The organism is Bacillus sp. YKCMOAS1, from assembly GCF_030268125.1.
GTDB lineage: Bacteria > Bacillota > Bacilli > Bacillales > Bacillaceae > Bacillus > Bacillus safensis.
In genome coordinates this window covers 18,695-33,684 of the sequence record NZ_BSEI01000005.1, presented here as the reverse complement: position 1 = coordinate 33,684, position 14,990 = coordinate 18,695, and the positions used below count along the sequence as shown (strand labels likewise).

At 40.2% G+C, this 14,990-nt stretch carries 16 protein-coding genes and 1 tRNA gene; 4 read left to right on the top strand and 13 right to left on the bottom strand.

The genetic code is table 11. The annotated features are described in order from the left end of the window. Positions 1 to 132 precede the first annotated feature (132 nt). Positions 133 to 531, top strand: coding sequence for a hypothetical protein (locus QSJ46_RS15125; protein ID WP_047202860.1), 399 nt, complete (start codon positions 133 to 135; stop codon positions 529 to 531). A 34-nt stretch (positions 532 to 565) separates the two neighbouring features. Here the strand turns inward: QSJ46_RS15125 and QSJ46_RS15120 are convergent, their stop codons facing one another. Then, positions 566 to 946, bottom strand: a complete 381-nt coding sequence (locus QSJ46_RS15120; RefSeq protein ID WP_047202859.1) for a hypothetical protein — start codon at positions 944 to 946, stop codon at positions 566 to 568. Positions 947 to 1,043: 97 nt separating this feature from the next. Between QSJ46_RS15120 and QSJ46_RS15115 the strand changes: the two genes are divergently transcribed. Together QSJ46_RS15115 and cspB are read left to right on the top strand one after the other, a co-directional pair. Continuing rightward, the gene (locus QSJ46_RS15115) at positions 1,044 to 2,135 is read left to right on the top strand and encodes a GGDEF domain-containing protein (RefSeq protein ID WP_107163796.1); all 1,092 of its coding nucleotides are present in this window, start codon (positions 1,044 to 1,046) and stop codon (positions 2,133 to 2,135) included. 211 nt (positions 2,136 to 2,346) lie between these two features. Continuing rightward, entirely contained in the window at positions 2,347 to 2,547 is a 201-nt protein-coding gene (gene cspB, locus QSJ46_RS15110; protein WP_008349061.1) for a cold shock-like protein CspB, read from the top strand. Between the two features lie 113 nt (positions 2,548 to 2,660). On the opposite strand, the gene QSJ46_RS15105 is transcribed toward cspB, so the two are convergent. The 10 genes from QSJ46_RS15105 to queG all read right to left on the bottom strand — a co-directional run bounded on the left by QSJ46_RS15105 (position 2,661) and on the right by queG (position 13,315). After that, positions 2,661 to 3,020 (bottom strand): hypothetical protein, encoded by a 360-nt coding sequence (locus QSJ46_RS15105; protein WP_039177402.1) that lies wholly within the window; start codon positions 3,018 to 3,020, stop codon positions 2,661 to 2,663. A 13-nt stretch (positions 3,021 to 3,033) separates the two neighbouring features. Further along, positions 3,034 to 3,558 carry an NAD(P)H-dependent oxidoreductase gene (locus tag QSJ46_RS15100; RefSeq protein ID WP_024425322.1) on the bottom strand — a complete coding sequence of 175 codons (525 nt, stop codon included), beginning with the start codon at positions 3,556 to 3,558 and terminating at the stop codon, positions 3,034 to 3,036. 17 nt (positions 3,559 to 3,575) lie between these two features. Next, the gene (locus QSJ46_RS15095) at positions 3,576 to 5,195 is read right to left on the bottom strand and encodes a DHA2 family efflux MFS transporter permease subunit (RefSeq protein WP_285604942.1); all 1,620 of its coding nucleotides are present in this window, start codon (positions 5,193 to 5,195) and stop codon (positions 3,576 to 3,578) included. A gap of 39 nt (positions 5,196 to 5,234) precedes the next feature. Next, positions 5,235 to 5,867 (bottom strand): biotin/lipoyl-containing protein, encoded by a 633-nt coding sequence (locus tag QSJ46_RS15090; protein ID WP_039177397.1) that lies wholly within the window; start codon positions 5,865 to 5,867, stop codon positions 5,235 to 5,237. Positions 5,868 to 6,231: 364 nt separating this feature from the next. Further along, a complete protein-coding gene (gene yhbH, locus QSJ46_RS15085; protein ID WP_034282299.1) occupies positions 6,232 to 7,395 on the bottom strand; it encodes a sporulation protein YhbH in 1,164 nt (387 codons plus the stop codon). Positions 7,396 to 7,534: 139 nt separating this feature from the next. Continuing rightward, positions 7,535 to 9,430, bottom strand: a complete 1,896-nt coding sequence (locus QSJ46_RS15080; protein WP_107163795.1) for a PrkA family serine protein kinase — start codon at positions 9,428 to 9,430, stop codon at positions 7,535 to 7,537. Positions 9,431 to 9,806: 376 nt separating this feature from the next. Next, a complete protein-coding gene (locus tag QSJ46_RS15075; RefSeq protein ID WP_039177393.1) occupies positions 9,807 to 10,514 on the bottom strand; it encodes a YrpD family protein in 708 nt (235 codons plus the stop codon). Between the two features lie 171 nt (positions 10,515 to 10,685). Continuing rightward, complete coding sequence (trmL, locus tag QSJ46_RS15070) at positions 10,686 to 11,159, bottom strand: tRNA (uridine(34)/cytosine(34)/5-carboxymethylaminomethyluridine(34)-2'-O)-methyltransferase TrmL (RefSeq protein WP_034282301.1); 474 nt, start codon at positions 11,157 to 11,159, stop codon at positions 10,686 to 10,688. 43 nt (positions 11,160 to 11,202) lie between these two features. Continuing rightward, positions 11,203 to 12,105 carry an amidase domain-containing protein gene (locus tag QSJ46_RS15065; RefSeq protein ID WP_039183034.1) on the bottom strand — a complete coding sequence of 301 codons (903 nt, stop codon included), beginning with the start codon at positions 12,103 to 12,105 and terminating at the stop codon, positions 11,203 to 11,205. A 61-nt stretch (positions 12,106 to 12,166) separates the two neighbouring features. Beyond that, positions 12,167 to 13,315, bottom strand: a complete 1,149-nt coding sequence (gene queG, locus QSJ46_RS15060) for a tRNA epoxyqueuosine(34) reductase QueG (protein WP_107163883.1) — start codon at positions 13,313 to 13,315, stop codon at positions 12,167 to 12,169. 83 nt (positions 13,316 to 13,398) lie between these two features. Here queG and QSJ46_RS15055 point away from each other — a divergent pair, with 83 nt between their 5' ends. Then, the gene (locus tag QSJ46_RS15055) at positions 13,399 to 13,995 is read left to right on the top strand and encodes a hypothetical protein (protein ID WP_224927855.1); all 597 of its coding nucleotides are present in this window, start codon (positions 13,399 to 13,401) and stop codon (positions 13,993 to 13,995) included. Between the two features lie 98 nt (positions 13,996 to 14,093). Here the strand turns inward: QSJ46_RS15055 and QSJ46_RS15050 are convergent. Continuing rightward, positions 14,094 to 14,167 (bottom strand) — tRNA-Gly (locus QSJ46_RS15050). Between the two features lie 127 nt (positions 14,168 to 14,294). Continuing rightward, positions 14,295 to 14,951: a hypothetical protein gene (locus QSJ46_RS15045; protein ID WP_047202856.1), complete on the bottom strand. Its 657-nt coding sequence runs from the start codon at positions 14,949 to 14,951 to the stop codon at positions 14,295 to 14,297. Positions 14,952 to 14,990 lie beyond the last annotated feature (39 nt).

The following is a 14,990-nucleotide window of genomic DNA, read 5'->3' as shown; positions in this document are numbered from 1 at the left end:
CTCATAGGTTTTTCATCCAGTCGGCTTTTTATGCACACATCCTCTGTTTTCGTAAAATGAATTCATAATTCAGCTGGATTTGGTCATCCTAAACATGATGAAGAATCATCACGACCAAATGGAGGGATTCGTTTGTTTAAAAAAAGAAAAGGTATGAGCACTGGCGCAATGATCGCAGTATCAACAGCTATCATTGCATTATTCTCCCCGGTTTTACGAAGAAGGCTGAAAAGCATGACACAAATGAATATGTCTTCAATGATGAAAGGCGCAAGCCATCAGGACCAAAACTCATCTCGCCATGAGTCCCACTCACATAAAGAATCAAAAGGAACAGGTGAAGTTGGACAAATGATCAAGCAAGCATTCACAGCTGTCCAGCCAAATCAAACAAACCAGCACCAATCACCAACAAGAACCCATCAGCCAAGAGAGTCTTATGCGCAATCTCTTCACATTGATGAAAATGTGATGAATGTGATGGATGATGAATCAATCCAGCAAGTTATCAATGACATCGAGCACAAATAATAAAACAGGAGCCTTCATAAAGAGAGGCTCCTGTTTATTCTCCAGAAAAATGTTCTTTGACCATGATACAAAAGGAAGGTAAAAATGAGATTTCGATTGTTGTGAGGAAGTCGTCATGATGCTCTAATATCAGCAAAAGCTCCTTTTCTTCCTTTCGATCTTTTTTTATCTCTACATGCTGCACAGTTTTAAAATCATATATGCCTAAAACGGATTCGGTCTTTTTTCGAACGACCTTTAAGGTAAATTCCCGCATAGCAAGCGACATGTCCACAACAAATCGCTCCTCCTGATTCTCGAATCGAAACGTCAAATCTTGATATTCAACCGGCATTTCTTTTTCAAATCCGGCATCTGGCATTTTTTCAAAAAAAGAAAGCCAGTCCGTTTGATCTGGAAAGCGTTTTCCTCGCATATTCTTCAATTCCTCATCATTAAAATTTTTATTAATTATCCTTTTTCCCCTTTTCTTTTGCAACAAATTTTAGTAATTTTAAAAAGGTGATTCTATTTTGCTAAGAGACCTCTTTATTAATTTAACAATTCTTGTTACTTTCCATTATTTATTTATGCTTGTGTTTAAAGAGAACTTTCTGAAGAAAGAAGATACCTTGCTCAGACAACTATGCAAAGGCATGCTTTCTGGGTTACTCGGTGTCCTTTTAATGTTCTTCTCTATTAAAACAGGACCAGCGATCATCGATTTAAGACATATTCCCCTTATTTTAACGGCCTTTTATGGAGGCATCGCCCAAACAATGATTGCAGCCTTTGTTGTCATCATTGGCCGGTTATTAATTGAAGCCAACATCGCTTCTTCCATCAATATTTTTTCCATGATGTTTATCGCAACCTCTTCTTTTTTGATTGCAGAGCGTCATATGAATCATGTTGTGAAAATGCTGTTATCCCTTACGATTGGTAATGTGATGGCCACAAGCCTGTTTATCATGGTCGTGCATGAGACATCATTTCAACTTCATTCTACTTATTGGATTTTCTCATATATTGCTGGATTGTTTAACTTTTATGTCATTGAGCATCAAACAAAAGCATATCAGCTGTTAAATTTGTATAAATTCCAAGCTCATTATGACTTTTTAACAGGTGTTTTAAATAAACGGAAGTTCGATGAGGTATTAAGTGATGCTTTTACTAAGAAGTTGAAGCAGCCTATCCATCAAATGTCCCTTATTTACCTAGACATCGATTACTTCAAAACCATTAATGATCAATATGGGCATCATGAGGGAGATATCGTTTTAAAAGAAATTGGTACAAGGCTGATTAAAAACACAAGAAGCTCTGATTATATTGGGCGGATTGGCGGTGAAGAATTCGCTGTCCTTCTACCAAACTGTACAATTGAAAAAACATGGCAGATTGCAGAACGCTTACGAAAAAAAATAGCAGATCAGCCGATTTATTTAAAAAACGGTCTGTCCATTCACACTACAGTATCAATTGGATGTGCTTATTCTCATGGAACTGGTGCAGACATCAAGCAATTACCGATTATAGCTGATCAAGAGCTCTATAAAGCGAAGGAGTCCGGCCGAAATCAAGTGAGCTTTTCAGAGAGAAAAAAAGACCATTTGACATAGGCATTTTCCTCAATTTGTTAGCGCTAATTATTTTTAAAAAAGTTTTCGTATAACAGTTGTTTTTTCCCGCAAACACTGGTAAAGTAAAGGTAATTATTTTTGTTCGTATCATCTTTAAGAAGAAAGTTTTGAAAGAGTTTTCGTCTTTGAAGTTTGTGTAAGAGCAAGAATAGTGAATTTAAGCGTTAAGATCGCTTTAGGAGGAAATTTCATGTTAGAAGGTAAAGTAAAATGGTTCAACTCTGAAAAAGGTTTCGGATTCATCGAAGTAGAAGGTCAAGACGATGTATTCGTTCACTTCTCTGCTATCCAAGGCGAAGGCTTCAAAACTTTAGAAGAAGGTCAATCAGTTTCTTTCGAAATCGTTGAAGGTAACCGTGGACCACAAGCTGCTAACGTTAACAAAGCGTAATTTAAGAGCATCTGCTCTTTTAGCACTTTATAGAGTGAAGGAAAACCGCCCGGCTTCTGCCGGCGGTTTTTTTGTTCCATAAAAAAAGAGAACCTGATGAGAGGTTCTCTTTTTTATTTATCCTTCTGCTTTAGCTTCTGCAAAGCAGAACGATACATATCATCATTCATTTTAGTTTCTGGTTCTTCTTCTTTGACAGGTGGTTCTGGCTGTTTAAACTTTTGAAGCGCCTGTCTATAGAAATCGTCGCCAGACGCAGCATCATCTGTTTGAGAAGGCTCTGACGCTTTTTTTTCAACTTCAGGCTCTACAGGTCTCGCCACAGCTTCTGGCTCGCTATGCGGCACGTCAGGCTGATTGGAGACATCTTCTTTGATCTCTTCCTTATCGGCCGATGCGTGTCTGACATTGAACGCTACTAATCCAATAATGACTAGAACAGCAGCTACTAACGCTACAATAATCGTCGCCAAAAGAACCCTCTCCTTATCGCTTAAATGATGCAGTGACTGATGCTACACGTCTTCCTAGTGCTTTTCCGAGTTCAATGCCTTCAGTCGAAATCAATTCATCAGAATCGATCGGGCATGTCACACCAGCTCCATAGTAAGAGCCGTATAAAGCATTCTCAGGAACATTCCCAGGAAGGCCGACAACAAGCATTCCTTGGTGGAACATTGGGGTAATCAAATTATGCATTGTCATTTCTAAACCGCCGTGTGTTGTAGCAGTTGTACAGAAAACAGCACCGACTTTATCGATTAGTTTTCCTTCTGCCCATAAGTAGCCAAGACGGTCAATCCATGTCTTTAACCCTGAACTAATGGTACCAAAGTGACCAGGGCATCCCCAAATGATCGCATCCATTTGATCGAGCTTGCGAATGTCTGCATCTTTCACGTGATCAATGAATACTTCAGCTTGCTCTGTTTCACCTGCGCCTGCTGCAATCGCTTCTGCAAGTGCTTTTGTATGGTCACCTTCACTATCGTATACAACATAAATTTTCATGTACGGTCCCTCCACACTTATCTTGCATCTTGGTTTGCTTCCTTAGGTGCTGGAAGCAATGATATTTCTTGTTTCTTATGCTGCTGTTCTTTTCGCTTTTTATCCTTACGAACATCTCGCAGGAACAAGCTGAGAATGACACCAGCCGCACAGAATAATGTCACCCACATGTAAGCATCATTGATACCCATCACGTTTGAATCGATCTGTGCTTTCGTAAAGAGCTGGGTGGATACATATTTTTGAGCAGCTTCTGCTGTCATGCCCATATGATGCATCTCATTCGATACAGCCGCCTGGAATGAATTCATAAAGAGCGGGTCGGCTGTATTTGTTTGATCCGCCATATTGGAATAATGGAATGTCGTCCGATTCGTATAAATCGTTGTGATCAAACTCGTACCGATGGAACCGCTAATTTGTCTCAATGTATTAGACATCGCTGTACCATGGCTGTTTAAGTGCTGTGGTAATTGGTTCATCCCTGCTGTCATAACCGGCATCATAAGAAGTGACATACCAAATGCACGTACTGCATACATGAGCACAATGTGACTATAAGAAGTATCAATTGTCAGCTTTGTAAACTCATATGTCGTGACAACGGTAATGAGCATCCCCACAATCGCAAGCGGACGAGGTCCAAATTTATCAAACAAGATCCCTGAAATCGGGGACATAATGAGCATCGCAAGTGCCCCTGGAAGCATTAATAGCCCAGATTGCAATGCCGTAAACCCAACGAGGTTTTGCAGATAAATCGGAAGTAAGAACATCCCTGTATATAAGGCAACCGTAATAATGATGTTAATAACACTTGATAATGAGAAAATGCTGTATTTAAATACGCGGAAATCAAGCATCGGATTATCAACTTTCAACTGTTGGAAAATAAAGAGAATAATCGCAATCGCACCAATAATAATCGTAGATAAGACGATCGGATCTGTCCAACCATCACTTCCTGCTTCACTCACTCCGTAAAGAAGGGAAGCAAAACCAACGATTGAAAGAATCGCACCAAGACTGTCCAGCTTGATTTTTTTAGGCTCTACAATATTTTTAAACATAAAGAAAGCCGCGATAATGACAATCGCACCGATTGGCACAAGTCCGTAAAACATAATACGCCAAGAATAATGTTCAATAATGTAACCTGATAATGTTGGTCCTACTGCAGGAGCAAACATCATCGCAAGACCGAAAATTCCCATTCCTTTCCCTCTGTTTTCCGGAGGGAAAATAAAAAGGATTGTTGTCATGACGAGCGGCTGTAAGATACCGCCGCCGACAGCCTGAATCAAACGGCCGATGAGCATTGTTGAAAAGTTTGGCGCAATACCGCAAATAAATGTACCTAGTGTAAATGAGATCATGGCCACTAGGAATAAGCTGCGCTGTCCAAAACGTGTGATTAAAAACGCAGACAACGGAATCAGCACACCGTTGACAAGCATGTAGCCTGTTGTCAGCCACTGAATCGTTGTCGCACTCACATTAAATTCTGTCATTAAATGGGGCATAGCTACGTTCAAAAGCGTTTGGTTTAAAATCGCTACGAACAAACCGGCCATTAAAATGATCAGTAAAGACAAGGAGCCTGCTCCCTGTTTTGTCGCTGCAGGTTGATTTGCCATCTCAGACAACCTCCTTTCATTTTTTGGTATCAATCATCATTAAGATGAAATTTTGACAGAAGCATTCATACCTGGAAGTACTTTGTCTGATGGATTTTTAATTGAAATTTTCACTGCTACTTTTTGCGTTACTTTTGTATAGTTACCACTTGAATTTGTTGCTGGTAGCATATTGAATGTTGAGTTTGTCGCATAACCAATTTGTTCAACAGTTCCTTCAAATGTTGTATCAGGATCTCCATCTACAACGATGTCGACTTTATCGCCTTTTTCAATGTTTTTAATATCTGTTTCTTTAATATTTGCTGTGATGTAAAGCTTGCTTAAATCGATTGTTTCACCAAGAACTGTACCAGGCTGCACTTGTTGGTTGTTTTGGATTTCTTTTTTGACTAATGTGCCATCAGCCACTGCTTTAATGTTTGTTTTTGTTTGTCCTTCAACTTTTGCAACTGTGCTGTCTTTTTCCACTTCGTCACCTTCGTTGATATCCCAGCCTTTGATTTGTCCAGCTGCTGGAGCTGTGATTTGATACATGTCACCTGTCACTTTTGCCTCATCTGTTTTGACAAAGTTTGTGCTTTCGTAGTAGTAATAAGCACCTCCGGCAATAATGGCAAGAATTACAATAAGGCCAATAATGTTCGTTAGCAATAAACGCCCTCTGTTCATGTTTTGTTTCTCCTTTCATGTATAAAAATATAGTGTCATCTGCTTTAGCAAACTTAGAATGCCCATCATCTGACAGAATATGAAACAAGCTCAACAATCTGTCCTTTTCCCTTGATCTACCCCCGCCCGAAACATGGTGTGCAGCCCATTTATATTTATTGTTCAATTATGAGCAAGGAGCAGAAAAAGAAGAAAAGACGATCGGCATCTTTTTTGAAAAACTTATATTTAACAAGATTAAATATTAATAAATGAAAATTGAAATGTCAAAGAGAAAGTTTTACTTTTTTTCTGGTGATCCCTTCCTTCTCCACACAAAAAACCCTTCAGCCCTTATGCTGAAAGGTTTTATCAAATGTGCTCGTTATGAATGAACTTCTTCCTGCTGAAAAAATTTTTTTAGTGCGAGAAAAACATCTGATTTTTGCTTCAAAATATAATGCTTAAATTTCTCATCCTGAATATGCTTGTATGCTGACATTAACGTAGAATGCCGGTTGTATTGATTCACTTCACCATAGCAAAATAAATTGGCTTTTTTCATGATCTCAGAAACAAGTTTCACACACCGGGCGTTATCTGATGTCAAATTGTCACCATCAGAAAAATGAAAAGGATAAATATTATACCGCGACGGCGGGTATCGTTCGTCTATGAGCTCTAGTGCCTTTCGATAAACAGACGAGCAAATGGTCCCCCCGCTCTCACCCCGCGAGAAGAAATGTTCTTCGTCTACCACCTTCGCCTCTGTATGGTGAGCAATAAATTCAATATCGACTGTCTCATACTTTGTCCGTAAGAAACGTGTCATCCAAAAGAAAAAACTTCTCGCCATATATTTTTCCCAAAGACCCATACTTCCGCTCGTATCCATCATCGCCAAAACGACGGCTTTCGACTCTGGTTTGGTCACTTCATTCCACGTTTTATACTTGATATCCTCCGGGTAGATGGGATAAAAGGATGGACTCCCTGTCATCGCATTTCGTTTAAATGCCGAGAGCATCGTTCGTTTTTTGTGGATATTTCCTGTTAACCCGGTTTTGCGAATATCGTTAAACTCAATTTGTTCGACAATGATGTCGTCAAGCTCCTTTTGCTTGAGGTTTGGCAGCTCCAGTTCACGAAACAGTGCTTCCTCGAGATCCATTAATGAGACTTCTGCTTCGTAATAATCCTCACCAGCTTGATCTCCAGCGCCCTGCCCCTTTCCTTGACCTTGCTTACTGTCTGAGCCGTCACGCGCAACAACATCGCCAACCTCGCTGTCTCCATCCCCTTGACCTACATGTTTATTTTTGTCGTAGTTATAACGAATTTTATATTCATCTAATGAACGGATCGGAATTTTAACAACATCTTTTCCATTCGACATGATGATGCTTTCTTCTGTGACAAGATCCGGCAAATTGTTTTTAATCGCCTCTTTGACTTTTTTCTGATGACGCTGCTGGTCGTCATAGCCTTTTCGATGGAGGGACCAGTCTTCCTGAGACACAATAAACTGACTTTTTTCTTGCCGGGACATCCATCCCCCTCCTCACCTTTTTCCACAATTCTTCTAACCATCGATTCCTTTATCCTATGCTGCTCGTCATCCAAGTTGACGATCATTTCTAAAAAAGACATTACCGGTGCTGATGCGCCAATAATGCCTCCTTCATTTATTAACGATTCAGAAGACTGCCTACATATTTTAAAAGTTCATTTGCACTTGTTGAATTATAGCCATGCTCATCAATCAATCTAGCCACTACTTCGTTGACCTTCTTCAGCTGCTGTTCATCCGGTGTCTTCGTCGATGTCGTAATTTTCACCACATCTTTTAGATCGGCAAACAACTTCTTCTGAATGGCCTCTCGCAATCTCTCATGCGAATTATAATCAAAGCGTTTTCCCTTTCTCGCATAAGCCGAAATACGAATCAGAATTTCTTCTCTAAATGCTTTTTTGGCGTTTTCAGAAATGCCGATCTGCTCCTCAATTGAACGCATGAGCTTTTCATCAGGATTCATTTCTTCACCCGTTAACGGATCACGCAGCTTGTTTTTATTGCAATAAGCCTCAACATTATCCAAGTAATTATCCATCAGCGTTTTCGCGGACTCCTCATAGGAATACACAAATGCCTTTTGCACTTCCTTCTTCGCAATGTCATCATACTCTTTTCGCGCGACTGAGATGAAATTCAAATAACGCTCCCGGTCCTCGCTGGAGATAGATGGATGCTGATCAAGCCCTTCTTTTAAGGAGCGCAGGACATCCAGAGCATTGATCGATTCCATATTCTTTCGAATGATGGTAGATGAAATTCGGTTGATTACATAACGCGGGTCAATTCCGCTCATCCCTTCATCATGAAATTCCTTTTTCATCTCATCAATGTCGACCGATTGGAAGCCTTCGACACTTTCTCCGTCATACAGACGCATTTTTTTCACCAAATCAATATCAGAACGCTTCGGCTCTTTCAATCTCGTCAAAATGGAGAACATTGCTGCTACCTTCAGCGTATGCGGGGCAATATGCACATCTGAGACATCACTTTCTGAAATCATTTTATGATAAATGCGTTCTTCTTCTGTGACCTTTAAATTATAAGGAATTGGCATCACAATAATTCTTGAATGCAAAGCCTCATTCTTTTTATTTGAAATAAACGACCGGTACTCGGTTTCATTCGTATGAGCGACGATCAATTCATCTGCACTAATCAAGGCGAATCTCCCTGCCTTAAAATTTCCTTCCTGCGTTAATGACAAGAGGTGCCATAGAAATTTCTCATCACACTTTAACATCTCCTGAAACTCCATCATCCCTCGGTTTGCTTTATTGAGTTCTCCATCAAAGCGGTACGCACGGGGATCTGACTCTGATCCAAATTCGGCAATGGTTGAAAAATCGATGCTTCCTGTTAAATCGGCAATGTCCTGAGATTTCGGATCAGACGGACTAAAGGTACCAATGCCGGTCCGTTTATCCTCTGAGAAAAAGATCCGCTCGATCCTTACATCCTCAATTCTGCCGCCATATTCCTCTTCCAGTCTCATCATGTTCAGAGGCGATAAATTCCCCTGCACACGAATCCCATATTCTCTATAGAAATCCTCCCGCAAATTTTGCGGAATAAGATGAAGCGGATCTTCATGCATAGGGCAGCCTTTGATCGCATAAACTGCGCCATGATCTGTCAGTGAATATTCTTCAAGTCCTCTTTTCAATCTAGTGACAAGCGTCGATTTCCCTCCGCTTACTGGTCCCATCAGTAATAAAATACGCTTCCTGACATCCAGCCGCTTTGCAGCAGGGTGAAAATATTCCTCCACTAATCTTTCGAGTGATTCCTCTAACCCAAACAGCTCCTGATCAAAAAATTTGTAGGTTCTGACCCCATTCTCCTCTTCAATCCCGCTATCTTTAATCATATGATAAACGCGAGAATGAGCAGATTGAGCGACAAGTGGATTTTCCTTAATAATGTCTAAATAATCGCTGAATGTGCCTTCCCATTTGAGACGCTGCTCTTCTTCTCTGTGCTGTTCGATTTTCTTTAAAATATCCATATGAACCTCCTCTTTCAAGATTGAAGCTAGAAATCAGATACTGTTTTACAATCTATGCGGAGGCGTCCTATTACATGCTTTCGTTCTTCAAAATGACGAATTGGCAAACTGAATTGACAACCATCCGCAAGACCCTTCATAATAAAGGAAAAATAGGAGAAAAATGATTTTCTTCTCCTGCTTTTCAAGGTGAACTTCACATCATATGAAACAGGCAGCGAACGGAACAAAGGGATAAGGGGGAGCTTATATGAGAACGGTCATTATGATGGGCGTCATCATTACGTTTTTAGTATCCATTTTCACTGCTGGCTACGAAGGCAAGCCTGGGAAATGAAAAAAAGGATGTTCCATTTGCGGAACATCCTTTTTTCATTTAGTTCGTTGTTTTCAGCACTTGCATATTCACTGTATTCCCTGACACCTGAACCTTCGTAAAGTCTTGGGTATCGACCACAGGTGTGACAGCACGATTATCCAATGTGATGTCAGTAAAACGAGTAGAGAAGTTCGCACGGATGTCTTTTCGATAAATATCGTCAGTTACTGCTACCGTCGACAGTAGTTTCCACTTGGTCACAGCGCCAATGTTTGAGTTTTGAATTTCTGTAATAATGCGGCCGGTATAGCCAACATTATTTGTACCCCAGAACGTCGCTCTTGTATGCCCATTCAAATTTTTATAAATCGTCATTTGAACAGTACTTCCAGGTTTAAATCCCTTTGTATACGTAAAGTCATTTTTTCCTTCGATATATGTCTCTTGATTATTTGCTCCCACTTTCATCGTAGGTTTCCACACATTATAGGTTGGACTGTATTGAAGCCCAATATCCGCTTCCTTTGAACCTGTGAATCCAGAATAAATATAAGCTGTACCATTTGACACACTCATTGCGGGAGGGAGCTGAATTTTTGTGACCAATATGGATCCGTTACTATTGATATAAGTACGCCCGCCAATCCCTTTTGATAGCTGAGCTGCTTCTATCTCCTGCGTCTGAGAGAGTCCTGGAATACTGACTGGAATCGTCCCCATTAAAATTGCTGAGCTAATGGCACTAGTGATCAGTAGCTTTTTCATCTCATTACTCCTCCTAATGGATTCATCATTTTTTGAAAACGTCATCACAATCTATCATACTACCTATTTTTAACATGTCAAAAAAAGTATAATTAAGTCATATTTTTCATCTATCTTTATCTTATCTCACATAAAAAAGCCGAGATCAGTATCTCGGCTTTTATCATGATCTTATATGAGATCGCGATATTGCTGCTGGCGAAGTGCCTCATATACAAGAATGGCTGCCGTATTCGACAGATTCAGAGAACGAACATGCTCTGTCATCGGTAAGCGAAGACAACGGTCCATATTCTGTTCAATCAAATCTTTTGGCAATCCACTTGTCTCTCTGCCAAAGACGAAGAAATAGTCTTCATCCAGCTGAGAGTAATCAAATGTCGTATGCGGCTTTTGGCCAAATTTTGTGATATAGAAAAATTGCCCCTTCGGATGAGCCTCAAACAATTCATCAAGTGAATCATGATAGACCACATTGGCATATTTCCAATAATCGAGTCCTGCACGCTTCAGCATTTTGTCATCTGTCGAAAAACCAAGCGGACGAATCAGATGAAGGGTTGTATTTGTTGCTGCACATGTACGCGCAATATTTCCAGTATTAGCTGGAATTTCTGGTTGATATAAAACGACATGAAGTCCCAAAAAAGTTCACCTCTAATTTTCTTTTCCGCTCAACATTATACCACTAACTACCTTTCGCGGCATCGTCCAAAATGTGAAAAAACATATATCGAATAGCAGGTGTATAGGCGGTCGAATCCTCGTATGACCAATAACGCATGCGGCAGTCATACGTCTGTGCATTCACAAGAGGCATTCCGCCTTTGTCATGATCAACAACAATGGTTGTATGATTATACCTTCCATCACCTTCAAAATCGTAGCAAATGACATCTCCAATTTGAAGCTCGCGTGGTTCTTTGAGTTTCTTTGCTCTCAAACCCGCTTTCGAATTCGCTAAATAATTTTTCATCGCATGAGCCACCGTCCAGCTATAGCTCCACGTATGCGGACGCACCCACCAGCCAGACCCGCGGTTCGGATATCCTCTTGTTGGCGCATTCCCTGCTTTCAAACATTGTGAAATAAAATTTGTACAGTTATCTTCAAAATTTTTATAGGCTGGATTCCGCTTATTCCAGTAAGTCTCCGCATACTGCACAGCTGCCCGCCGGTCATAGTGAAAAGCTCTGCCGAATTGTTCTTCGGTCTGAAAGCGCTCATCCATAAGCTCTTCCCTTTGCCGCTCTTCTAGCATCATCCGATCTTTGACAAGCATGTCGTTATAAAGGAACGCTTCTCTTTTTTCCACCTGTTCCTCTAAATAGAAAGAATCGTCTACATCCTTGCATACATAAGTGAGATGAGCAAGATACTGCACATGCTGAGCCCCATCATCTTGAATGGATGAATCGAGAAGTTTTGTTTTTGCTTTCGCCTTCACAATTTCAACCTGTCTTCTAGCAAAAAGCTCTTTTTTCCGCTCTACTGCTTCCACATCAGACATAAGCTGCGGCTGCTTGATTGCACGGTCATTGATTAAATACGCCAGCCTGTCTTCTAAAGTTTTCTCTAATAATTGTTTCACACAGACACCACCAAACATTTTTTAAAATCTCTGTTTGGTTCATTCTATGTTCACAGGGATGTTATTTAGTATTTAAAGGTGTCTGCAGGAGCTCAATCCCTTTCACAATCTCCGCTTTCGCTTCTTCATCACTTTCCCGCTCAAGGGCCTTTTCCAGCTCTGGGAGCTGCTGATCATCGCCAATTTTCCCAATTGCCCAAGCAGCTGTTCCCCGAATGACCGGTCTTGGGTCCTTGTGCATCAGCTCAATTAACACTGGTAAGGCAGATGTATCTTTAAAATGAGCGAGTGCCAAAATTGCATTCCGCTGAATGGGCTTTTTCCCCCGCCATGAACCTGAAACATGACCGTATTTTTCCTTAAACTCACGATTGCTGATCGTCAGAAGCGGCTTTAACAGCGGCTTTGCAATTTCAGGATCCGGTTCCATTTCAGGATGCAGATGAAAATCTTTTCCTTTATTGATCGGGCAGACAGTTTGACACGTATCACACCCGTACAATCGATTTCCTATTTTCGAACGAAATTCGTCAGGTAAAAACCCTTTTGTCTGCGTTAAAAATGAAATGCACCGCTGAGAATTCAGCTGTCCAGGATTCACAAGCGCACCTGTTGGACACGAATCCACACATTTATTGCATGTTCCGCACTGCTCTTCAATTTTCTCATCCGGCTCAAACGGGACATTTGTGATCATTTCAGCCAAATACACATAAGATCCAAACTCTGGCGTGATAATCATACAGTTCTTTGCACTAAAACCAATGCCAGCACGTTCTGCTACAGCACGATCAGACAATTCTCCTGTATCCACCATTGATTTTGTCCGTATATCGACATGCTTGCTCCGCAAAAATTCTTCGAGCATATCAAGCTTTTTTTTCAGCACGACATGATAATCTGTTCCCCATGAAGCCCGGCAAAAGATCCCCCTTCTCGCATCCTTTGTACTTCGTGGAGCATCTTTCATTTTGGAAGGGTACGCGAGCGCTATCGCAACAATTGATTTGGCCTTCGGAAGCAGCAAAGAAGGGTTTGTTCGTTTTTCAATATCAGGCTCTTCAAAACCTGACAAATACCCTAACGATTCATGTAAGATGAGGCGGTCCTTTAATGAATCAAATGTATCGGCACTTGCAAATCGAATTTTATCGACACCAATTTCTTTCGCATATTGAATCAATTCTTCTTTTAATTCTCCAACATGAATCACCTTGCAAACCTCCTTTCTTTGTTTCTTCTGTTGTTTTCAGTATAATACGAGTGTATCATGACCGATTGGAGTGAGTCACTGTGAAGATACATATGGAAATTTCTCATCCTCAAAACCCGTCTATCCATGTTGGGCAGATTGAATATTCGCATATTGAAGTTGGCACATCACCTCAAATGTTAAAAGGCCGCTTACGCCTGTTTCAAGAATCTTTATTTTTTGAATACGAAGATAAAGTCTTAGAAGAAGTACCAGCCATCAAAGAATGGACGGATCTTTTAAAAGATGTTCCTTTCCTTTCACTTCTTTCTGATATCCAAAAGGAACAATTTATTGACTCGACCAATTCCGTACAGGATTTGTCGATATTTTTCTCACTAAAATATTTCTTACCCATCCTGACATTAGATGCCGATCGCATCAAAGGACCGCTTTCACTGACAAAACATGAGGCTGGTCACATCGAATGGCAGGACGGCGCAGGACTGAATGGATTATTTTCTCAAGCAAGTACAGCACATATTTCTCCAGACACAAAGAACATTCTTCAAATCATCCTTTTCCCTCCATCTATTTCCCGGGAAAAGAGTGAAGCTCTTATTCAATCCTTGACGAAGATGTTTGTACAAATACATGGGGGAGAAAGCAAATATGAACTCATTGAAAAAGCACTGTAGCCTGACAGTGCTTTTTCACATTATACTGACATAATAAAAAACGCAACACTTCGTTTATCTATGAAACGAAATACTGCGTTATAAACAAAATTATGTATTGGAGCGGGTGATGAGAATCGAACTCACGACATCAGCTTGGAAGGCTGAGGTTTTACCACTAAACTACACCCGCATCAATTTTTTAAAAGCAACGTCATCGCGTTGACTTTTATTATGTTACAACTTTCTTAACAATTCGTCAAGAGAATATGAAGATTTTTCGTCAAAAAAATTCATATTCTCCGTATATATTACGATAGTTATTTATCTAGCTGGATATAAAATAAGTATGCATGTGACTTATTTTTCAGCGCTTGCTTTGGATTCTTCTCAATCTCTTCAAATATAGTTGAACCCCCGTCTTTCCCCATCGCCGCTGTATACGCAATCAGAGCCTTTTCTCCTGAAGCCACTTTGACAGTTTCAGATTGTGCAGAAAATACATAGTCACTTACTTTGAACGGAAAGCTTGATGTCGCTTTCGTCATCCCATCATTCTTTTTATCTGACCAAATACTAAATTGTGATTCATATGTATCTTTCTCATGATGTAATTGAAGAAGTACATTCACCGTTTGGTCGGTTCCATTCTGGTGTAAAGTAAAGGTAGCAGATGATGCTTCCTTATTCACTAATCGGCCATTTTTGTAATGGCTCCCGATAAACGTAATACTCTTGTTCTTCTTCGTTAATCCTTTCAGTGTCAGAGCCACCTTTTCATTAGTCGTTGCTGCTTCTAGTAAGTTTTTTTCTTTTTTTGAGAGTTTCATTTGTTCGATGGTTACTTGGTTTTTAGTAGCAGGCTCTGTTTTTATTGTCGAAACCGTCTTTTCGGTTGTCGTTGTTTCTGCAGCCTTCTCGCCGCATCCTGCTAATAGAAAAACTGTGAATAAAAGAATGCTCCATTTTTTAAACATTGTGATCCCCTTTGATGTTTTTTATTTCTTATTATACTA